Source organism: Arenibacter sp. S6351L (assembly GCF_023016025.1).
GTDB classification, from domain to species: Bacteria; Bacteroidota; Bacteroidia; order Flavobacteriales; family Flavobacteriaceae; genus Arenibacter; species Arenibacter algicola_B.
The window spans coordinates 1-21,846 of the sequence record NZ_JALKBB010000023.1 but is presented as its reverse complement, the minus strand read 5'-3'; the positions used below and the strand labels follow the sequence as shown (position 1 = coordinate 21,846).

Below are 21,846 nucleotides of genomic sequence, written 5' to 3'. Positions count from 1 at the left end.
CTAATATGATATTTTACCGAAAAAGAAGGACATCAATCTCTCGAAAATCATAGGTTTATATTTGACGGAACTAGGATTCGAACCTAGGATCAAACATTTTGAATAACGTAATCAAGGGAAATTGCCTTTGGATTTTATACTTGAAAAGTTCGATTTAGATGTAGCCTTACCTTTTAAGTTGAAGTAATAGTTAACCAAAAATGTTAAGGTAGAAGTATTGTATTTCTTTTTTGAAAAAAATTACTCTACCGACAAATTTCATCCAAATTTTCATCTAAATTCAACATAAATAATGTCCCTTTGATTAGGTCTTCCATTAAGTCCAAAGAGCGCTTGTTTAATTTAAGGCAAATATCGACCAAGGGATTGGAACACCATATCTTATTGCAGGCTTTACCACCGCAATCTGTACAATGGCAGGGTTCATGTGAATTTTGTACAAACCTTAGCAAGTTTTGCAAATCTTCCTTACACATAAAAATACCGATGCTATCTATTACCATTTGTAACTTACAATGAGGATTTGGAGAATTTTCCAGTAAAAAGATGGCTCCATATTCATTGTTGTAAACTAATGTCATTCAGTTATTCTTTTGGTTGTTGATAAGACTTTTGAATTTTGGTTCCTGTTCAGTTGAAATGCCACCCAGAATCCTATTAGGGATAATATTAGCCATAAAACATCTATGAAGAGGATTTGTGAGAGGCCCTCGGCGTAACTGTTCCATATCCATTTTCCAGTAACAAATCCATTGGTAATGGGCACCAATAAGCCTAGAGCACTACCGAGCAATAAGGTACTTCTATTGGTGAAACCATTATTGTTCTTGATGATCAAGAAAATGGTCAAAATCAACCATCCAATAAAATAAGTACTATAGAAAAAGGCTTTTCCCTCATTAGGCTGAAATATCTTTACCAAAATAAATTCCAGTGCGGTTATTGGGTACATACTTAAACATATGGCTAAAAAATAGCGAACGACATTTTCATTAAAATGACGTTTTTTCTGTGGAATATTTTTTTTGTTACGTGCAACCAACCAGATCATTATGCCTGATATTATTACGAAACATGAAATAAGGCCTAATACAAAGGAAACTACTCTAAGTCCCAATCCGGCATAGTCCCCCAAATGTAATCTGAACAGGACATTTTTTACTCCATCGAGATACGAGCTGGACTTCAAAGGATTTTTAAAATGGACAATACTGTTATCTGCAACCTTAAAAATCACATTCCCTATACCGTTAAATTTAGAGCGATAGTCTAAATTACCCGTAATTGAAAGGTGCATATTCACGTCACCATAATTAAATATCTGCACTTTGGTCACTTTAAATGCAGGCCAGTACTCTTTGGTTTTTACTATATAAGAATTCAGATCAAACTCTGTTTGTATGGGTCTGTTCATGAATTCAAACACTGGTTGAACGTACTCCAGGTCCTCGTACAACTTATTTTGATCCCCTTCATATAGACCCATTACACTAGGTGCTATCAAAATAAACTTTAGTAGAAAAAAGGCTCCGGTAACAGCGTACACCAATTGAAATGGAAGGCCAATGACCCCTAGGGCCGTATGGGAATCTGTCCAAAGCGTTTTTAATTTGCCCCTAGGTCGGAAAAGGTAAAAGTTGGAGATAATTTTGTTCCAATGTATTGCGATACCAGTAAAAATTGCAAATAGGAAGAAGAAAGCTACCAGACCAGCCAAGTACCGACCATAGGGATAGGGCAGCTGATCAAAAAAATGTAACCTGTATAGGAATTCTCCCAGACTATAGCTCTCGTTATAATTGGAGTGTTGGCCATTCTTAGTGTCCAAATAATAAAATGAGCCTTGTCTGTCTTCCTCCAAAACCAAGGTGTCCTTGGAGGCACCTATGCTTACGTTAATTTTTGGCTCATTGTAATAATGCGCAATAGTTATGTCCCTGCTAAATAATTTGTGCTCTGACCCCATATCCATTACTACTGAATTGATGTCATCCGGAATTTCGTCCAACACCTTTACAGTTTGTCCATATTGCCAATTTGCAATCTCATCCCTAAAAAAAGAAAAAGATCCTGCAAAGAAAATAATATACAATGCCACACTTATGATAATGCCGCTAACCGTATGGGTATGGAATAGAATATTATAAGTACGTTGCCCCATAGCTTATACAATTGTTGGATTTATTAGTTTGCCCAAATACATTAGCACACCTAAAACCATGGTTACCAGGATGTAGATACCCCAAATTCTCCACCCTTTTTTAGCCAAAAAGGTGACTACCATTAAAATAGCCCAAAGAATGAAAGACGAAAAGGTGCTGGTAATGATTACATCTACCCTGTTCATCCAAGAGGCCAAAACAAGATGAAATACTGTGGTAACCGTATAGCCCCCGATAATTACAGCAGTTATTTTAGCAAAACGCTGCCATGGTGAATGCGTAAGATATTTAGGATTTGCCGGCATTGGACTAATTTTTGAACATTAATGGAATTAATAAAATTGACAGACTAGCAATACTCATCAAGATAATGAGCGCCATAAAGATTCCGGCGGCTATACCATAGTGCAAGCATGATATAATGTGTGCAGAAAGTATCAAGACAATACCTGCCAATTTTGCAAATTCTGTATGTTTTTGTAACCATAGATCGAACTGGGTATCGTTTAATACTGCCCTTTTGGAGGTGTTATAAAGGAAATAGAACCCAAAAAAAATAATTAAAGTAATTACTGCGAGCATAATTTTCTATTGAAATTTATTCCACCCCGTCAAGTTTTGGATATTGTGCCAAGGTGTCGATCGATATATCGAGTGACTTTTTATTGAATACAAGTGGTTGCACAGTGCCATATGAAATCATATTTTTTTCCCCTGTACTTTCCGGGCGTTTCTTCTTTAAAGGTTGTCTCTACTGTATATTTGGTTTTCCACGGGAGTTTGAACGAAACGAAACCGTCTTCTTTGGTTTCCAAGGATTTTGACCAAAGGTCGGCAACATATACCTTAACCTCGTTGTTGGCCAAGGGCTTACTTTTGAAAAATACCTGGAGTTTGATTTCGTCACCCTGTGATGGAAGGTATTTTAACGAAATTCCATTATCGTTAAGTGATGTGGTTTCACCAACGTACTCCCCTACCTGAAACCTGGTTACGGAATGGTAATGGGTCTTAAAAATGCCGAAGTCATACTGGGTATAATCTATTACATCTATATTGTCATTGTCCAACAATATTGTATACGTCCCATTGGATTTAGGTGTGAAATGGGCAAGATAATAGTTCTCCTTAGGGGTTACGACTAATTCAGTTTTGCTACCATTTCCATCTAATACCCAAAGGGAAAACTCACTAACAGCGGGAAAGGCTTTACCCTTAACCTCTTCCATAACACCATAGGTGTATTCACCATAGTATACGCGAATTTCCTGTTCCTGGTTAAGCGATCCCTGCGGTGCTGTTTCTACCCAAAGATAGTGGGAGTACCCCTTCAATGAAACCACAAACATAAATACTGTAATAAGAATTGATTTTTTCATATCTAATTATTTTTTTTTGATTGTAAACAGCCCCTGGGCAATACCCAAGGACTGTTGACTAACTAACTTAAACTAACAACTCAAACTAACTATTCAAATATCTAAAAACTATAGGTTATGGTCGCCCTTCCGTTGATTCCAGGTTCAGCCTGCCAATATAAATATGACCCATAATTGGCCCCTGCGTAGAGGTACTCGTTCAAAATATTGTTCAGGTTCACTTGTACACGCAGCTTATTGTTTTTCCAAGACAGACCTCCATCAAGTCGCAAATAGTTTGGAAGGTCGGATTGGCTATCTGCTCCCCACGCCCATGTGGAGCGATCTACCTGGTATTGATAGCCAATAGAAGCCCCAAATCCTTTTAACTTGGAGATTTTGGCAAAATTATAGTTGAGCCAACCATTGGTGACATGCTTGGCATGACCGGCCACCCTCTGTCCTATTACGCTTTCATCCGTATTTTCCGTTATTTCAACATTGGTGTTGGCGTAGTTCAGTATTAAGTTAAGTTCCGGTGTAAGCTCACCTTGCAAGTCAAATTCTATACCTTTTGACCGTACCTCGCCCAATTGAATGGAAAAATCGGGGTGTTCAGGATCTGTTACCAGTACATTTTGTTTTGTAATCTGGTATGCTCCCAATGAGGTTTTTAACATCCCGTTAAAAAAAGATTTTTTAATCCCTCCCTCAATATCATTTGCTTCAATAGGATCAAAGATATATCCGTTAAAATCAACGCCATTGGCCGGCAGAAAGGACTGGTCGTACAATGCATATGCCGCAAATGATGATGAAACATCCACACTTACTCCAATCCGTGGCGAAAATTTGTTATCTTGATTTTGCTTGCCCCTGGTCATCAGCTCTGTATACCTTCCAGCTAGAGTGAGTCTAATTTTGTCATTCAAAAAGCCCATTTCATCTTGGAGGTAATAGGCCCTTACTATGTTGCCGTTGTAAGGTACTCCCCCATTCCGGTGCTGTATTGGAATGGAACGGTCAAAATTCAACGGAATTGAATTACCGTATATAGGATTATAGATATTAAAAGGTGTTAGGTCTATGGCCACCGTGTTTGAAAAATCCGCCCAGTAATCCTTTTGTGTAAAATCGAACCCTCCTAAAATGTTATGAGAAATACCCACTGTTTGAAAGTTGCCATTGAGATAGGTCTGAAAATATTTCCCCACAGAAAGAGCATCCCATTGAGTGACCCTTCTATCAGCATCCCCTTCATCCGTAATTGACCATGCCCAGAACGATTGGCCTTCTTGATCATAGCGTAGATAGGCATATTGGGTTTCAATACCCCAATTATCAGAAAAATCATGTTTTAGGCTGGTAAAAATGGACACCTCCTGAATGTCAGATGCTGGGTAATTTGTGTCGGTAAACTTGAAGTTTCGATCCAAGCTTGCGTAACCATCGGCCACGGGGGCAAATATGTAGGCGGAACCTATATAGCTTTCCGCATTTTGTAAATTAAGTTCAGTTGTTATTTTGGTCTTGTTGGACAACTTGTATGTCAAGGCTGGAGCCATGCCCCAACGTTCGGAATTTTCATTGTCCCTGTGGCTGTCGCCAGTTTGGTATAGGGCATTGAAACGGTATAATAATTTCCCGTTTTCCGAAAGTTTCCCTCCCAAATCAAAATTTCCCCGATAGAAATCAAAACTTCCTGCACTTACTGAAACATTTCCAATAAATTCTTCGGATGGTTTCTTGGTCACAACGTTGTAGAACCCACCTGGTTCACCGGCGGACATCATAAAGCCTGAAGGACCTTTTACAAATTCTATACGGTCTACAAAAGCCATATCTTCAGATAATGGACCCCACGAATCTTGAACATTTACTCCATTTCTAAACGCCGGTAATCTAAAGCCTCGCATGTTCACCCGTGCAAAATGCCCCCAATGTTCCAACATCGTAACGCCACTGACGTTCCTAATTACCCCGTCCATAATACTTGTTGCCTGTTGGTCCTGTAAAAGTGCAGCACTGATGACCTGAATATTCTGTGGTAGTTTGGCTATTTCGGTCTTCAATCGAAGGGATGATGAGGGATCCCTTGTAATATAATTATTTTGATGTCCTTCCACAATTACTTCGTCGAGTTGCTCTTGTTTTTCATGCAATACAAAATCAGGTAAAGTTTGAGAGGTATTAGCTGCTATACCAACCTTTATTGACTGGGACGTAAAGCCCACATAGGTGGCTGTTATGATGTAGTTTCCTACGCTGATGTTTTTAATTTGATATTCTCCATTGGTATTGGTCATTGTTCCAATCCCTGTACTACCTAGCATGACATTAGCGTTCGAAATTGGTGTTTTATCGTCGGAAACAACCTTGCCTTTTATGGATCCTGATTGGCCAAAAGTTCTCATTGCAATAAAGAGTATTGCAATTAAGAAAGTGTTCTTTTTCATTTATTTTTATTTAGATTGATTAAAAATAGAGAAGCAAATATATAATGGAGAAATAAACCAAACAAGCTTATTTAGAATTATTTTAAATAATAATTATGTTAAATTTAAGATAGACTTCAATCTGCTAAATGGGTCATGAATTGGTATCGCTCCCTTATAATGGCAACCGGTTAAATCAAATGTCCTTATCACCAAAATGTTCCGAAAAAGAATTTCGAAAGTGTATTTACAAATGAAATACCCCCCTGTGAATGGGTAGTTTTAGCCTTCTAGCTACGACCATTCTCAAACTAAGTCCATAATTCTGAAATTTTCATTAACTACAAGGATAAGCCCGCGTTCAAACCAAACAAAGATGGTATTTGGATTGGACCTAAATTCTCCAATCCCCTATTCTCAAAAAATATTGGGTAAGTAGTAAGTTGATGGATGCAGAATTTTGACTAAGTTCACTTTCCTTGTATTTCCCACACTTGACGAGCCCCGTGAAACATAAATCTGTGTAATTCGGACATAGGATTATTATCACCTTTCGTACAGAAAAAATAAATAAACAATATGCATTGTATATAACACCGTTCTAATTCTATTGCCACAAATATTTCCATTTACACAACTTATAAAACTCTGTTCACATCATTTATTAGGGCAAGGAAAGCTCTTAAAGTAAATTGTCCGTTAAACCCACGTTACGGACATTATGAAATTACGAAGTATTATAGTAGATGATTCGGCCATGCAACGAATGGCTGTAGCTAAATTGGTCAACAATCATATTAACCTAACATTGGTATCCGACTATAGCAACGCCATTGAAGCAAATAAGGGAATCATGAACGATGAAATCGACCTTATTTTTTTAGATGTGGAAATGCCTATATTCTCCGGCTTTGATTTTTTGGAGACCTTGGAGAACCCACCACAGGTCATTCTGATTACTGGCAAACCAGATTATGCCCTTAAGGCCTTTGATTACGACGTAACCGATTACCTGTACAAACCGATTTCCCAATCGCGTTTTGACTCTTCTATAAAAAGGGCCATTACTACATATGAGCAAATTAATAGGATAAATGAGGAGGAGGAATATATCTTTGTCAAAAGCAACTTAAGACAAAGGAAAGTTGTTCTCAATGAGATTAAATGGATAGAAGCACTGGGCGATTATATCAAATTAGTAACCAATGAAGGCAATGTTGTTGTTCTTTCAACAATGAAATCCTTTGAACATAAGTTGCCTAAGGATAAATTTCTAAGGATTCATAAGTCCTATATCGTGAATTTGGAGAAAGTTGAAAAGTTTAATAGTAAAAAAGTTGAAGTAGCCGGATCACAGGTACCTTTGAGCCGTCACAAAAAAACTGAACTGGAGGAGGCGCTCGACAATATTTAGCGATTTACTAACCTGATTAACTAAATCCCATTCCTAAACAGCATGTGTAGGCAATAACTCCTCCATTTCTGTAATAATTCGTCAATTTTTTACTTGGCAAGAGGATTCTCCAAATATTTAATTAAGCAGGAATAATTATCTGCTTTTTTCTTGTTGTCAGGGAGTAAAGACAATATAAAAAACTATTTCTTCACCTTCCGGTAAAAGCCTTTTACCTTTTTTTAATTCAAGAACTACCACCCAGTCATAATGGGTAATTTGATCTTCAGAAAAAATAGGACAGGGCACTCCTTTCCTTGTTTACAGGCCACCATTTTATAGAAGGCCTTATCTTGAAATTTAAACCCTGAACTTTTCTGTTTAATGTTAAGATATAGGCTTTAAAAATTCATTGACCTATTTAAGTAAAGTTTATTCTTTTTTTCAATTACTAAATTGAATGGTGAACATTGCACCTTCATTCGGTTTGCTTTTAACTGTAATCCGTCCGCCATGTGCCTCTACAATAGATTTGACCATATACAAGCCAACTCCCTTTCCTTCTACATGGGTATGCAAGCGTTTGATCAGCCCGAAAACTTTTTCCCCATACTTTTCATCATCAAAACCAATACCGTTATCCCATACTGTAAGGCAAACATTTCCCCTTACCTCACAGGTTTTTACTTTTATTTCAAGAGATCTATCCGGGCTTTTATAATTCACTGCATTGGCTAGTAGGTTCTGCATAACACTTTTTAAATGTAACGGTGGATAGTCTATTTCAGTACATTCTGAAAAATCAACATCCAAGATGGTATTTGTAGTATTTAGATCTTCGGTTAAGCCCTGACTAATTTCCTCAAATACTTTCTTGAACTCCAACCTTTCCTTCTTGTCTTTAAGTGTAGTTTTAAAATTAATTACGTCATTTAAAGTAAAAACAGTTTTACGAACCTGTTCAATGCCTATCTTTAATTTATTGAAAAGATCGACATTCACATCGCTAATAATACTATCCGTCTTTATCATATCAATAAGCAAATGGAGATTGGTAACGGTTGCTTTCAAATCATGAGCTGTCACATAAGCAAACTCTTCAAATTCTTTATTCTTTATTTCAATTTGCTTGGCGTTCAACTCCACGTTGGTAATTTCAGCTTCTAAGGCCTTGTTTAACTCCTTTATATTTTCTTCAGCCCGTTTACGTTCAGTGATGTTTTGAATATGGACATGAACTACCGGTTTATCGCCGACCAAATAGCTTCGAGGAGTGACTTCTGCAATAAAAACGGATCCATCCTTGCGCTTATATTTTTTTTCACTAGACGGCTTTTTCTTTCGTTTCTCCTCTAAACCTTCAACGGAATGCTCCAAATCACAACTGCATTGCAAGTCATTTATTTTCTTCTTTAACAATTCATTTCTCGAAAATCCGAATTCTTTGATGGCACTACTATTTGCATCAATAATACACATGTCTGCGTCATGGACAATCTTAGGAAAAATGGAGTATTTAAAAATCTGTTTGTAGATATCCCGGTTTACATCTACTTGTTGAAAATTATTCCACGGATATAGTTTGTCCGAATTATCTTGTAAATTCTTTTCCATACTAAAATCCTTTGTAATTCCTACTAATTGCAGCAGTCAGAAGCTAAAATATTTTAACATCAATTTAAGTATTTATACTCAATGATGAGACCAACACTTCGCACATTTTGAGGACCTATTGCATTTATAACTTTGGTCCCATTCACCAACAGTTACTAATATAACTAATTTTAAATAAAAAGAACAATGGAATAGATTCCGATATTATATCGACAACTCTATCAACAGATTATAGTTTTAAGTAGATTAGTGATAATTTCATTTTACACCAAATACAGTGATTACCGAACGAATGTCATAGGGCTATTATTAAGGAAACTTATCGAAGAAGTATTGAAAAGCAGCACATTTAGCACTAAATTTCTATCCATTTTAATTAAACGTATTCAATGGTTCCCATAAATGATAAAGGCTCATTTCAATACACAAGACATTATAAGGCCATAGACTTCACTGTTTCCTTTACTTATAGGAGAAATGATTGTAGTAACCTATTTTTTACAGCCAAACCGATCAAATCCGATATACATCGGGAGTTACCTTTGGATTACATATATGGAAAGATCGATTCAGACTTCAAATTGCAGATAGGAATTAGAGAGTTTCAAATAGAAATGACCAAGGACCTTCATGAAAGATTGGGCCAGCTTTATGACGAAATTAGGAACGAATATGTAGAACTAAACAATAAACATTTATAAATCGAGAATTTGTGCCCCTAAGTAATCCAAAAAGATTTGAACATGAATGTATAATAATTACGTTCTATCCCCAAATATAACCTCAATAGTATGATTATGCCTTTAATATACTTTTTTGGGCTCATCTATGAAGTTGATATTATACATTTAGCTCCGACAAGCTGCCATTTGCATTTTATGATAAAATCCAATAACAATACTGGCCAATTTCAATTCATAAGAATCAAAAATTAACGACTTCCTCTAAAGCCTTATCAGTTTCTTTGCTAATAAAATTGGCTTGATATTGCATTGTAGTGGTTATGGTAGTATGTCTATAAAGTTTTTGCAGCATTTGTACAGGAATCCTGTCACCAGCTATATTCCCAAAACTATGTCTTGCGATATGCATGGTAAGTTTTTTATCTAAACCAGCCTTGTCAGCTATGCCTCTCAAATGTTTATTAAACTTGCTCGTAGCCGTATTGGTTTTAGCATATACGTCCTTTGGATCTCTAAAATTCGACCGCTTAAGTTCAGGAAAAATAAAATCATTTGAATTTATTCTATCCGGCTCATAATACTCCAAGATTGGTATGATCTTATCAGGTAATTTTAATGATACCAATTTAGCATTCTTATTCATTCTGTAGTGAATTCGACCATCATACAGATCACTCCAGCGTATTTTTAAAACGTCCGCTACCCTTATCCCGGCCAGATAAAAGCTAAATAGCCAAACGTTTCTAGTGTGCTCCTCCATTTTGGTGAGGTTTTGCAAGCTTTCAATAATCTTTATCTCGACTATGGTCAAACCAATTTTTTCGGTCTCAGGAAATCTAATTTGAATTTTACCCGCACCAAAGGGATAAGCTTTTTGGTCAACAATACCCATTTTAATAGCTCTATTATAAAGCGTTCGAATTACAACAAGATTATTGACTATTGACCTTTCTGACAACTTTTTATTGCGTCTTAGGTATGTTTGAAATTTTACCAAAAAGCCTTCGTCAATTTCTTGAAACATTAAATGTTTAGATTCATAAAATTTTAATACATGATTAACCCTAACCTTGTCAGCATTTAATCTGGTCAGCTTATTATTACTTTCCAATTCATTAAGATATTCATCTGAAACACTGGAGAAACTTTTGTCACTGTTAGAAGCCGAAAGCTCCTTCTTTATGCGGAAAGAAGAAACATCATTGTTTTCAAATTGTAATTCCATTAAGGTCTTATTTACTTCGGCCAGTTTTGAACTCAACAATGTATTTAGCAATTCCGAATTGGGATGAGATTTACGTATATTCATCCTTTTTTCATCCCAATATTTTTGGTCTATATAATGACCAATAAACATATAACTGGAACGTCTATTTTTTGTAATTCTAATTGCAAGTGGAAAAAGACCTTCTTTATTTGCCTTTTTTCTGAGAACAATTTTTGTTTTTGAAGACATTGCTTACTAATTTTCTATACTAATATAGGAATTTTCAGGTACAACATAGGTACAACATTTTATGATATTATATGATATTCTTTGGTATAATAAAATATTAAAATATTCATAATTAATTGATTATCAGATAATTTAATGCGATTTTGAATTGCAATTCGAGGACTTAAAATCCAATGGACATTAGTCCGTGCGGGTTCAAGTCCCGCCTCGAGTACAAATGAAGAAAGACCAAAGTGAAAGCTTTGGTTTTTTTGTGCCTTCATTTTTGCCAAATTTATTTGGGTAAAAATGCAGGAAGCAAAAATAGTAGTCCTGCAAGGACTGGTCTTTTCTTATCAACATGTTCGACCGGGACTCACCGAACGAAGTGAGGTAATTCCCGCCACTGTAATATCACATAACCCCTTATTAGTTATACCAAAGTGGAAGCCATGGGCGTTTTTATTTTGGACGATGAGCCAAATTTATTTGAGCGAAAACGAATAGAGCGTTTAGGTAGCTTACCCAATTAACCGAATACCAACGACATTTTAAGATATAACACAAATGCCCAGTATTTTCAGGCTTGACTATTAATTTAAAATACTATTTTAGACCCTTCAAACTATAATTCATCTTATGAAAGCCAAATCCAGCAAAGTACTTTTCACCATTTTCTTTATCATTGGACTAGGTCTAATCTCCACTGAATGTTCAGCACAAAAAAATATGAAGTGGAAACAGCTGTTCAACGGAAAGGATTTAAATGACTGGCAAATAAAAATAAGGCACCATAATTTGAACGAAAACTTCGGCAATACTTTTCAGGTCAACGACGGAAATATACAGGTAAGATATGACCAATATACCAATTTTGACGAGCAATTTGGACATCTGTTTTACAAGGAACCATTTTCATCCTATTTAATTGGGGTTGAATATAGATTTGTTGGTGATCAAGTTAAGGGAGGGCCAGGTTGGGCCTATAGAAACAGTGGCATAATGGTTCATGGCCAAGAACCGGCAACCATGACCGTAGACCAGGATTTTCCAAATTCCATTGAAGTGCAATTATTGGGTGGAAATGGCAAGGACGATCGTTCTACGGCCAATTTATGCACCCCGGGCACCCAATTTGTAAAAGATGGAAAAATTATAAAACAACACTGCATCAATTCCACCTCCAAGACCTACCACGGAGATCAATGGACAAGGGTAGAAGTCCTTGTTTTAAGGGACTCTTTAATTATCCACTACGTAAATGGAGAAGAAGTTATGCGTTATACCAAACCCCAGTTGGACCCCAAAAAGGGATTAGAGCAGGGAGAACTCCTAAAGTCCGGAAGTATTTCCTTACAAAGTGAAAGTCACCCGGTAGACTTCAGAAAAGTAGAAATTATTGATTTGGAAAAGTACGCCGATAAACCCAAGAAACTGAAAAAGGTAATCGGAAAACTAATGGCCAAAAAACGTACAGCGCTGTAACAATAGCCTATTTCATCTACGTTAATCAATATTGGTTTTAGAATTTAGGCACTTCATCCAAAATTTATTTTGCCCTCGCTTTTGCACAAAAGTCGATTCCAAGATAATAGCGGTGCGATTATTGAGTATCTTTGATAAAAACAAACGCTATGGCAAAGAGTCAAGACGCAAAAAAGAATGTGAAAAAGGAGCCAGTTTTATCCGCCAAGGAAAAGAAAGCTGCAAAAAGAGAAAAGAAGTCTAAAAAATCCTAATTAGGTAGGACCATCTCAATTTTTACCTTTTAAAGATTTTAAAAAATATACGCCCCAACTTTATAGTTATCAACCTTAGTTTAGAGAGGCTTATATATACATAACCAACCAGGACCACACTCCTTAAATACAGAATTAAGACCACTCTTATTTTTATTTAACTAGGTTAGACCTTCCCTATATAAGGCGATAATCTTGGATGAAATGCACCGTATTTGAGCATTTATTTACAATTCATCGATTATTTATACCGATAAAAGTATTTATAGAATATTGTAATAACTATTTCTGAAAATTTGACATATAAATCCTCCATAAAATGAAAAAATACGTTTACTTATTCTTGATATCGATCTCTTTAATTATTACTGGATGTAGCAAAGATGATTCTACTGCAAAATCTTCCACAAGTGTTAAAGTGTACACACTGAGCTCTGTTTCCAATTCCAAAATTACAGGTAAAGTTACCTTTAAAAAGAATGAAGACGGATCAACTACCGTTCTATTGGAGATAAACGGTTCTTCGACAGACGTGCATCCTGCTTTTATTTATTTTAACAATGCGGCAACAGGTGGTGAAATTGCGATAACACTAGAACCGATTGATTGCGATTGCGAATCCAGTAGCACAATTGTAACTACGTTGGATGATGGCACACCCATTACCTACGAACAATTGCTTAAATTTGATGGTCATATTAAGATTCATCAAAACGAGGAGCATCTTGAAATAATTATTACTCAAGGTAATATTGGTGCCAATGCCAATTAAATTTTATTGATTTTAAACAACTATTTCAACCCCAACTAAATAAAAGTTGGGGTTTATTTTTTTTGGTATTTATTATTACTATTATTGCCTAATATCCTAAATAAGATTGAACAAAACCGCATACGTTCCGGCCAAGCATAAGCTTTGATTTATTTTTTTTATATTGATTATATTGACGAATGATTAAGAAAATTGGCATTGCGATTCTTATAGGGATATTATCCACATATGTCATATTGCTTTCTTGTAACAAAGTCATTAAAAAAGCGGCCGAAAACAGGACTTACTGGAGTGTTGAAAATATCCCCAAAAACAGGGTGGGCCTTGTCTTAGGAACTTCCAACAGACTTGTTGGGGGAGGCCCCAACCCCTATTATACGAATAGAATCAAAGCAACCCTGGAACTATATAAGGCCGGAAAAATAGATTATGTATTGGTCAGTGGGGATAACAGTACGCAATACTACAATGAACCTACCGTTTTCAAAAAAGATCTTGTAAAAGGAGGCATTCCCAGCGAAAAGATTTTTTTGGATTATGCGGGTTTTCGCACTTTGGATTCTATGGTCAGGGCTAAGTTTATTTTCGGATTGGACAGTGTCACCATTATTTCCCAAAAATTCCATAACGAACGCGCTATTTATATAGCAGAGCAAAAAGGATTGTTTGCCATAGGTTACAATGCTGAAGATCTTTCCATAAAACACGGTTTAAAAGTACAAATAAGGGAATATTTTGCCCGCGTAAAAGTGTTTATTGATTTAGCACTCAATACCCAACCAAAATTCTTTGGGGACAAAATTGAAATCAAGTAAACTTAGCTATATTTACTCCCGCTATGTCAATTGTGGCTTCCATACAAAATCTAATTAAAAACCTTGGTCCTGGCCTGCTTTTTGCCAGTACGGCCATAGGAACTTCCCATTTAGTGTTATCCACCAAGGCAGGAGCACAATATGGGTGGATTATGGTTATTCCCATTATATTGGCTAATATCTTGAAGTATCCTTTTTTTGAATTTGGGGTGAGATATACGAATATCACCAACAAAACACTTATAGAAGGTTATCTTAATCGTGGCAAGGCTTATCTAATCTTCTATGCCATTATTACCTTGTTCAGTACCTTCACCATTCTAGCCGCGCTCTATGTGGTTACCTCCGGATTACTAATAAATCTTTTTCAATTAACCAATACACCTGTAAGTGTTGTAGCCGGCGGACTTTTTATACTAATCTGCGTTCTACTTATCGTTGGACGATATAAATTTCTGGAAATCTCACTGAAGTATGTGATATCCATTTTATTTTCGGCCCTTTTGGTCACAACAATTTTGGTAATCTTCAATGGGAAGGTTACTGCAGTAGAAAACTTTGAAACACCCACAATTTTCAATGAAGTGGGAATCCTTTTTCTAATAGGACTAATGGGATGGATGCCAACAGCTGTCGAGGCCTCTGGTTGGATAAGTCTTTGGAGCATTGAAAAATTTAAGAATTCCAAACAAAAACCCACTCTAAAAGAGGCCCTCCAAGAATTTAAATTCGGTTATTTTACAACAGCTATTTTGGCCATTTTTTTTATGATTATTGGCTGGTTTACCCTCTATGGAACTAACACGGAATTGAGTAATAGCTCAGTAGTTTTTGCAGACCAACTGGTTCAACTGTTTACTGTTAATATTGGATCCTGGGCTTATATTTTAATAGCAATAGCCGCGTTTGCCACCATGTTTAGTACCTGCATTACAGCGCACGATGCCCTTAGCCGGGTAAGCGTTGACATCTTGAGCTTGCTGTTCCCTGAAAAGGAGGTTATAAAAAATAAAGGCTTTACTATCGGAGTGTTGTTGCTCGCTGTAATAAATTTTATGGTCATAAGTATCTTTTCTGCCAATATGGGGATCCTCGTTGCCCTGGCCACTTTTGTTTCATTTGTTATGGCACCAATCATAGGGTACATGAATCTAAAGAACGTCACGAGCCTCGAAATACCTGTAAAAGACAGGCCCAACAGAAACCTGCAAATATTAACCTATCTCGGTATAATCTTTCTCACCCTCTTTTCCATTTATTATTGTTGGATGCTATTGTTTTAATAGAAAGCATCTATAAACAACATTCATATTAGTGGATCTAGATCATTTCTAAGTGTTTAATAAAGACTTAACACCCAAAATTTGCTTTTGGAAATTCTATCTTTAATCTTTGTACGATATGAAGAAGAAGCGCAGAATAATGAAATTGATACGTATAAAGAGAAATACAAGGAACGAAAAGCGTTATAATTCTAAAATGGGGATCTTATACACACGGGTGACCTATATAAAAGAAGTGGTTTTCGGTATTCCCGTGAGGACTCTCCATAAATACAGGGAAACCTATTACGGCGAAATCAAGGACTGTAGTGCCTGTAATTTAGCAAGGTAACCTTACAATCGTCCTTCATTATATACCACAAAGCCGAAGGCAAAGAATTTAGAATATTACAAAATACCCTTAATACAGGAGATTGTAATTAAGCACAACTATTAATGATCGCTCATTCTTATTGTGTAGCATATCCAAACAAAAAACACCATTCTTACACCCGTTTAGTAGTTTATCTTCCCCATAACCAACGGAATAGAGTATATTCCCTGCTGGCACTCCTTGTTGTAAAAGATAATCTTTAATGGCATCCGATCTTTTTTGTGACAAGGTAAAATTGTAACTTCCCCCTCCCCTACTATCGGTATGGGATTCTATCCTAAGCTGTAATTGGGGAAATCTCTCAATAAGATCTACAACCTTATCCAATTCTTGGGCAATGTCTGAATTGATATTGCTCTTTCCCTTATCAAAATAGAACTTTTTCAATTTCACTACGGTTTGGTCCTCTTGTTCCTCTACCAGATCATCCAAAAATTTAATGCCCATATTAAAAGCTTTATTTTGGATTTCGTCCAATTCCTTGCCCTGATAGGTCATAGAAAATATTGAATGTTTTTCTTTAGTCGATTCAATAGTAACGATATCTTGAAAAGGAACCTCAACGCTATAATCACCATTTTCATTAGTAAACACCTCCTTAACAAGCTCTCCGTTCTTGTCCAACAATCGGATTTGGGCCTTCGATATCCCATTATTGGAGGTAAGATTCACCACTCTCCCTTTAAGGGCCAAGGTTTTTAATCCAGGCTTTTCGGTAACATTAAAGCCATATATATCGTCATTGCCCTTACCGCCATCCCTATTGGACGAAAAATAACCCAATAGCCCATTAGTATCATTATTCCTAATAATAAACCCAAAGTCGTCCTTGGAAGAATTAATACCCTCTCCAAGGTTTATAGGAATACTAAAACTGTTATCGGAAATAATATTGGATTTATAAATATCCATTCCTCCCAGCCCATAAAAAATATCCGAAGAAAAATAGAGGCTGTTTTCAAAAATATAAGGCGCTATTTCATTACCAGGGGTATTAATTCTTGGACCTAAATTTACCGGAGCAGACATAATAAGCCCATTGTTGGTGTACACATAATAAATATCCGTGCCGCCATAACCGTCTTCAAAATTTGCCGCAAAAAATAATTTTCCTGTACTTGCTTCGTAAAAGGGATAATAAAAAGAAGTGTTTAAATCTCTTAATATGAACTGAAAAGCCCCACTTTCATCAATCCTCCCCATGGCCAAAGTGTTTTTACCGTTTTCACTAAACTGTAAAACCTCCCCATCGGCATTGGAAAGTACATAAAATATATAATTGAGCTCCTCAGAATAATAAGGCGTTGCACGATGAAAATTGGTATTGGATATGCCTTTAAAAACCTGAGGCCTTTTTATGTCGCCCTGAGCCTCAATGTTGGACTCATATATATTTAGATACGATTCACCAGAAGGATTATAAATCCTCTTGGTGCCATCAGGCCTGCTACTGGAAAACAATAACTTTTCCTTATAAAAAGCAGGGGAAAAGTCGGCCTGCGGACTATTTCCACTTATATTAAATATCTCAAAATCTAACTCCTCATTAGTGTTGGTTGCTATCAATTCATAATTAAAATCCGCGTTTTCCAATAATTCTGGGGCCAATTCATCCTTTTTTGTAGACAAATAAGCCCTTACCTTTTCAATTTCAGAAGTTTTGGACAAAGATTGCAGCATTTTATTAAAATGGAAGGAAGACATAGTAGTGTCTTTCTGGAAAATATTTACATAAATTTCCGAGGCCTTTTTAAAGTTGCCAATCTTCATATAGGAATCCGCTAGGTTCAAATATTGTTTATTGCTAAGTACCCCGTCCCTTAATTCCTTTTGATATTCTACAATGGCCTGATTATAGGAATACTCAAAAAACAGTATATCCCCCTTAGATTTTTTTTGCTGTGCAAAAACGAAGGATGACAAAAGGATAAAAAATACAATTGTTAATTTAAACTTCATGTTCATATTAATTTTAGAAAAACCTAGGGGTATCTATTTGTTTAGGTTTCCCTTTTTGATCTCTATTACTCTCCTTTTTAACTTTGCTACTTCCCTTTCCTAAATAAAACTTCAATATTACCTCATGTGAACCCTGACTGTACTCCCCAAGTCCATTGGTATTGTAATCATAGGAATACCCTAGAAATAGACTATTGGAAATCTGCAATCCGGCCAAACCGCTTATAGCGTTATCCAATCTATAGGATGCCCCTAAAGTTACGACATCGCTAATTAAAAAATTTGCAGATAAATTTAAGTTTAAAGGCGACCCATTTAAATAGTTCATTAAGAAAGCCGGTTTAAATTTGAGGCCTTCGGAAAAATCAAAAACATACCCCCCTATAAAATTAAACTGCATCTTGTCCTCCACAATATTGGCCACTTCATCCGCGTACAAGCCAGAGGTTAAAAAGTTGGGAACGGACAATCCTAAGTACCAGTTTTCCTGATACATAAATATACCGGCACCTACAGTAGGATAAAATTTATTAAAGGTATCCGCATTATTCAACAAGGGCTCATTTGGATTTTCAAAGTCGCCTTTGGTATAATCCACATCCAATAAAGAACCACCCGCATCCACACCAAAGGACAGCTTAGTTTCCTCTGACAGTTTTACTTGAAATGAATAAGCAACATCTATGTACGTTTGGGTAGTAGGCCCCAATTGATCACTTACCACATTAAATCCCAAGCCATTTTTTTCATTGGCCAAGGGAAGATTTACTCCGAACCGCATGGTTCTGGGCGCTCCCGGGATTCCGGACCATTGCACACGGTACAGACCGGTAATATCCGGACTCTCCACTGTACCCACATAGGCAGGGTTAAAACTGCCTATATTGTACATATATTGGGTATACTGGGGCTCTTTCTGAGCAAAAAGCATGCCCGCAGAAAAAAACAGTACGCTACAAAGCAATAAAATATCCCTATACCCTATTCTGTATATTCTTAAATTCATAATCTATATTATCTTATGATTTGGATCCAACCTTTTCGAACTTCCGTTCCATCACCTAGATCCAAGATATAAAAGTAGGTTCCTTTTGGCAAATCTCCATTTTTTCCTGTCCCCATCCAAGTATTGTCATAACCACTGGCCGTGAAGACCTCATTGCCATAGCGATCATAAAGTTGTAAGGTATTATTGGGATAATCCTGAATACAGTTAATATACAACGAATCGTTTATTCCATCACCATTGGGGGATATCTGATTGAACAAGAATCCACATTCGCTCGATGACCTAGGTGTCACTGTTACGGTAACGGAAGCCGTATTGTTGGTAGCATCCGAGTCCTCTGGAAAAGAGTCCACAATGGCTGCAACATTCTGATAAATGCCGACTTCAGGTACCCTGGTCGTAATGGTTAATGTATTCACCTCCTCCGCCAAAATCTCATCCAATTGCCATACTCCAGCCATTTCATTGTATGCCCCGCTAGTAACCGCACTACTAATATACTCAAAACCCAGTGCTGGACTTACAAGATCATTAACCGCAATATTGGTGACCATGATCTGACTCAAATTGGTTAAAGTTATTGTAAATGTAACTTCACGTCCTACCAATACACTTTCCATGTCCACTACTTTCTCTATACCAAGATCGATTTGGCAGGCATCAGAAATATTGGGGATACAAGGATTATTGTTCGCTGGATCCAACTGATCCACTACACCGTCATTGTCCGAATCCAAGATATTGGAATCCAAGGCATCTATTATTCCGTCATCATCTGTGTCAATAGGGTTGCTTACATCGGGTCCTACTTCATCTCCATCATTGATTCCGTCCGCGTCCGTATCCGGATCATTGGGATCTAAGCCCAAAGCTCTTTCGTCCCTGTCTATAAGGCCATCCCCATCACTATCCATAGTACAAGTAGTTACGGCAATGGTCACCTCTACACTTTCGTTTACACATGGAGAAACAGCGGTATTCGTCGTAAATCTAAAAATGTAGTCCCCGTCTGCGGCTCCCTCAAAATCAACAATATTGCCAGCAGCTATTGCGACCTCGGTTGGGGGAGTGCCTACAATGGACCAAACTCCAGTATCTCCTCCCGATCTAGTAGTATCCAAATCAATGGTTGTTGTTGCTCCACCACCACTTATACTACAAGCCGAAGTAGCTGTTGTTGTACCAGTCTCGACCGGATCCGCAACAGTAACTGTTACCGCAACACGCTCCGAGAAACAACCATTGGCAAAAGCCTCTACGTAATAAGTAGTAGTTGCACTGACATTGGGCGAAAAGCTACTTCCCTCTTCCAATGAATCCCCACCTGATTCAGAAGCAAACCAAAACAAGCTACCTCCTGCAGTTACCGTAGCACTAATTGTAGCAATACCTTGTCCGCAAATAGTGGTTGGAGTAGTACTTAATATTTCAGGAGGTTCATTACGTACCAGGGTAACTTCCAGCGGCGGACTAACACAGCCCGTACCTTCATTATACAAAAAGCCATAAAAGGTAGCCTCAAAATCTATTACGCTGGTATTTAACCTGGCGCCGGTAACTGAAAAATCACTGTTACTGCTCCATATCAATTCAAAACCAGAAGGTATGGCAGTATCCGTATAAGCATCCAAATCCTGGGTAAAGGCACCACAAAATATAGTTGATGTATCATTAATTAATGGAGCTTCAATACAATTATCATTATCCGTTATAGTTCCTACTCCCTGTGCCTTTGCTATTTGGGCAAACCCAGTAACATTGGAAAGGTTTACATAAAAGGATTCCGTGCCTTCTACAATAACATCCTCCAAAATATCAATTACAACAGTCTTTGTTTCCCCATTTAAGCCCAAAAAGGTAAGGGTACCTGATTTGCTAACATAATCGAATCCCGCCGAGGCCGTATTATTGGCGGTTTCGTATTTCACCGAAGTGCCAAATAACACACCTCTATTTAAAATTACCGTAAAAGTTGCAGTTCCGTCCCCTTCATTTACGGTTACATCGCTTATGGAAATACCAGCAGTATCATCGTCAATATTAACTACTGCAACATCCGCAACGCCTCCAGCGTTTAGTGCGTCATAGCCAGTGTCCGAAGAGGTAACATTACCGGTAACAATGGCATAGGAAATGTCGCCATCCACCACAATATCATCTACTCCGGTGACCGTCACCGTTTGTGCAACGTTCCAGTTACTTGGTGTGAAGACCACTGTGGATACCGCAAGTGTACCCTCTGCAGTATTATTACTGCTCAAGGGTATAGTTACATTCCCTGTGGGCTGGCTGTCCAGAACCAATGTAAAGGTAGCTGTGCCTCCTGCTTCCGTAGTATTACCACTTATCGCTGATACCGTAACCCCGACCGCATCGTTGTCCACATTGGTCACCGCAACATCCGCAACATTGGCAGCCGTAAGAGCATTATAATTCGTATCCGCAGAGGTTACATTCCCGGTAACTATGTTATAGGCAACGTTACCGTCAGCAACCATATCGTCAACCCCGGTCACCGTCACCGTCTGGGCTACGTTCCAGTTAGCTGGCGTGAAAGCTACATTTAGTACAGCTATAGTCCCTTCAGAGGTATTGCTACTGCTAAGGGGTATGGTCACATTGGCCGTAGGCTGGCTGTTCAGAACCACCGTGAAGGTAGCCGTGCCACCCGCCTCCGTTGTATTACCGCTGATCGTAGATACCGTAACGCCGACCGAATCATTGTCCGTGATAGTACCTGTGGCCGTATCGCTATCGTCCACAGCTAAATTGCTAGAGGTAAGAGTGACCGTAAAGGTCTCCGTGCCCTCGACAAT

The 21,846-nt window shown here is 37.4% G+C and carries 16 protein-coding genes; 7 read left to right on the top strand and 9 right to left on the bottom strand.

The genetic code is table 11. From position 1 onward, the window contains the following. Nucleotides 1–577 precede the first annotated feature (577 nt). The 4 genes from MWU82_RS17025 to MWU82_RS17010 form a co-directional block, all read right to left on the bottom strand. Nucleotides 578–2,161, bottom strand: coding sequence for a PepSY-associated TM helix domain-containing protein (locus tag MWU82_RS17025; protein WP_247097302.1), 1,584 nt, complete (start codon nucleotides 2,159–2,161; stop codon nucleotides 578–580). Between the two features lie 3 nt (nucleotides 2,162–2,164). Next, nucleotides 2,165–2,467 carry a hypothetical protein gene (locus tag MWU82_RS17020; protein WP_247097301.1) on the bottom strand — a complete coding sequence of 101 codons (303 nt, stop codon included), beginning with the start codon at nucleotides 2,465–2,467 and terminating at the stop codon, nucleotides 2,165–2,167. Nucleotides 2,468–2,824: 357 nt separating this feature from the next. Next, on the bottom strand, nucleotides 2,825–3,541 hold the full coding sequence (locus tag MWU82_RS17015; RefSeq protein WP_247097300.1) for a DUF4198 domain-containing protein: 717 nt from the start codon (nucleotides 3,539–3,541) through the stop codon (nucleotides 2,825–2,827). 101 nt (nucleotides 3,542–3,642) lie between these two features. Next, nucleotides 3,643–5,976: a TonB-dependent receptor gene (locus MWU82_RS17010; protein ID WP_247097299.1), complete on the bottom strand. Its 2,334-nt coding sequence runs from the start codon at nucleotides 5,974–5,976 to the stop codon at nucleotides 3,643–3,645. A 700-nt stretch (nucleotides 5,977–6,676) separates the two neighbouring features. Here MWU82_RS17010 and MWU82_RS17005 point away from each other — a divergent pair. Then, nucleotides 6,677–7,369 (top strand): LytTR family DNA-binding domain-containing protein, encoded by a 693-nt coding sequence (locus tag MWU82_RS17005; protein ID WP_247097298.1) that lies wholly within the window; start codon nucleotides 6,677–6,679, stop codon nucleotides 7,367–7,369. A gap of 423 nt (nucleotides 7,370–7,792) precedes the next feature. On the opposite strand, the gene MWU82_RS17000 is transcribed toward MWU82_RS17005, so the two are convergent. After that, nucleotides 7,793–8,962, bottom strand: a complete 1,170-nt coding sequence (locus MWU82_RS17000; RefSeq protein WP_247097297.1) for a PAS domain-containing sensor histidine kinase — start codon at nucleotides 8,960–8,962, stop codon at nucleotides 7,793–7,795. 389 nt (nucleotides 8,963–9,351) lie between these two features. Between MWU82_RS17000 and MWU82_RS16995 the strand changes: the two genes are divergently transcribed. Beyond that, nucleotides 9,352–9,663, top strand: a complete 312-nt coding sequence (locus MWU82_RS16995; RefSeq protein WP_247097296.1) for a hypothetical protein — start codon at nucleotides 9,352–9,354, stop codon at nucleotides 9,661–9,663. Nucleotides 9,664–9,886: 223 nt separating this feature from the next. On the opposite strand, the gene MWU82_RS16990 is transcribed toward MWU82_RS16995, so the two are convergent. Beyond that, complete coding sequence (locus MWU82_RS16990) at nucleotides 9,887–11,101, bottom strand: site-specific integrase (protein ID WP_247097295.1); 1,215 nt, start codon at nucleotides 11,099–11,101, stop codon at nucleotides 9,887–9,889. A gap of 618 nt (nucleotides 11,102–11,719) precedes the next feature. Here MWU82_RS16990 and MWU82_RS16985 point away from each other — a divergent pair. From MWU82_RS16985 to MWU82_RS16965, 5 genes are all read left to right on the top strand, one after another. Next, complete coding sequence (locus MWU82_RS16985) at nucleotides 11,720–12,565, top strand: DUF1080 domain-containing protein (protein ID WP_247097294.1); 846 nt, start codon at nucleotides 11,720–11,722, stop codon at nucleotides 12,563–12,565. A gap of 573 nt (nucleotides 12,566–13,138) precedes the next feature. Further along, nucleotides 13,139–13,591 (top strand): hypothetical protein, encoded by a 453-nt coding sequence (locus MWU82_RS16980; protein WP_215950192.1) that lies wholly within the window; start codon nucleotides 13,139–13,141, stop codon nucleotides 13,589–13,591. 179 nt (nucleotides 13,592–13,770) lie between these two features. Further along, entirely contained in the window at nucleotides 13,771–14,406 is a 636-nt protein-coding gene (locus tag MWU82_RS16975; RefSeq protein ID WP_215950191.1) for an ElyC/SanA/YdcF family protein, read from the top strand. Nucleotides 14,407–14,429: 23 nt separating this feature from the next. Further along, complete coding sequence (locus MWU82_RS16970) at nucleotides 14,430–15,689, top strand: divalent metal cation transporter (RefSeq protein ID WP_281502447.1); 1,260 nt, start codon at nucleotides 14,430–14,432, stop codon at nucleotides 15,687–15,689. 139 nt (nucleotides 15,690–15,828) lie between these two features. After that, nucleotides 15,829–16,020: a hypothetical protein gene (locus MWU82_RS16965; protein ID WP_085496579.1), complete on the top strand. Its 192-nt coding sequence runs from the start codon at nucleotides 15,829–15,831 to the stop codon at nucleotides 16,018–16,020. Between the two features lie 69 nt (nucleotides 16,021–16,089). Here MWU82_RS16965 and MWU82_RS16960 read toward each other — a convergent pair whose 3' ends face one another. The 3 genes from MWU82_RS16960 to MWU82_RS16950 form a co-directional block, all read right to left on the bottom strand. Continuing rightward, a complete protein-coding gene (locus MWU82_RS16960) occupies nucleotides 16,090–18,021 on the bottom strand; it encodes an OmpA family protein (RefSeq protein ID WP_247097293.1) in 1,932 nt (643 codons plus the stop codon). 13 nt (nucleotides 18,022–18,034) lie between these two features. Beyond that, nucleotides 18,035–19,027, bottom strand: coding sequence for a type IX secretion system membrane protein PorP/SprF (locus tag MWU82_RS16955; protein ID WP_247097292.1), 993 nt, complete (start codon nucleotides 19,025–19,027; stop codon nucleotides 18,035–18,037). 8 nt (nucleotides 19,028–19,035) lie between these two features. After that, on the bottom strand, nucleotides 19,036–21,846 hold a 2,811-nt coding region (locus tag MWU82_RS16950), incomplete at its 5' end, for a gliding motility-associated C-terminal domain-containing protein (protein ID WP_247097291.1).

Bases quoted from the DNA above. Each gene is read 5' to 3' on its own strand.
- MWU82_RS17005 (WP_247097298.1), top strand. From the start codon at position 6,677: ATGAAATTACGAAGTATTATAGTAGATGATTCGGCCATGCAACGAATG.
- MWU82_RS16975 (WP_215950191.1), top strand. From the start codon at position 13,771: ATGATTAAGAAAATTGGCATTGCGATTCTTATAGGGATATTATCCACA.
- MWU82_RS16960 (WP_247097293.1), bottom strand. From the start codon at position 18,021: ATGAAGTTTAAATTAACAATTGTATTTTTTATCCTTTTGTCATCCTTC.
- MWU82_RS16970 (WP_281502447.1), top strand. From the start codon at position 14,430: ATGTCAATTGTGGCTTCCATACAAAATCTAATTAAAAACCTTGGTCCT.
- MWU82_RS17000 (WP_247097297.1), bottom strand. From the start codon at position 8,962: ATGGAAAAGAATTTACAAGATAATTCGGACAAACTATATCCGTGGAAT.
- MWU82_RS17010 (WP_247097299.1), bottom strand. From the start codon at position 5,976: ATGAAAAAGAACACTTTCTTAATTGCAATACTCTTTATTGCAATGAGA.
- MWU82_RS16995 (WP_247097296.1), top strand. From the start codon at position 9,352: ATGGTTCCCATAAATGATAAAGGCTCATTTCAATACACAAGACATTAT.
- MWU82_RS16990 (WP_247097295.1), bottom strand. From the start codon at position 11,101: ATGTCTTCAAAAACAAAAATTGTTCTCAGAAAAAAGGCAAATAAAGAA.
- MWU82_RS16985 (WP_247097294.1), top strand. From the start codon at position 11,720: ATGAAAGCCAAATCCAGCAAAGTACTTTTCACCATTTTCTTTATCATT.
- MWU82_RS16965 (WP_085496579.1), top strand. From the start codon at position 15,829: ATGAAATTGATACGTATAAAGAGAAATACAAGGAACGAAAAGCGTTAT.
- MWU82_RS17020 (WP_247097301.1), bottom strand. From the start codon at position 2,467: ATGCCGGCAAATCCTAAATATCTTACGCATTCACCATGGCAGCGTTTT.
- MWU82_RS17015 (WP_247097300.1), bottom strand. From the start codon at position 3,541: ATGAAAAAATCAATTCTTATTACAGTATTTATGTTTGTGGTTTCATTG.
- MWU82_RS16980 (WP_215950192.1), top strand. From the start codon at position 13,139: ATGAAAAAATACGTTTACTTATTCTTGATATCGATCTCTTTAATTATT.
- MWU82_RS17025 (WP_247097302.1), bottom strand. From the start codon at position 2,161: ATGGGGCAACGTACTTATAATATTCTATTCCATACCCATACGGTTAGC.
- MWU82_RS16955 (WP_247097292.1), bottom strand. From the start codon at position 19,027: ATGAATTTAAGAATATACAGAATAGGGTATAGGGATATTTTATTGCTT.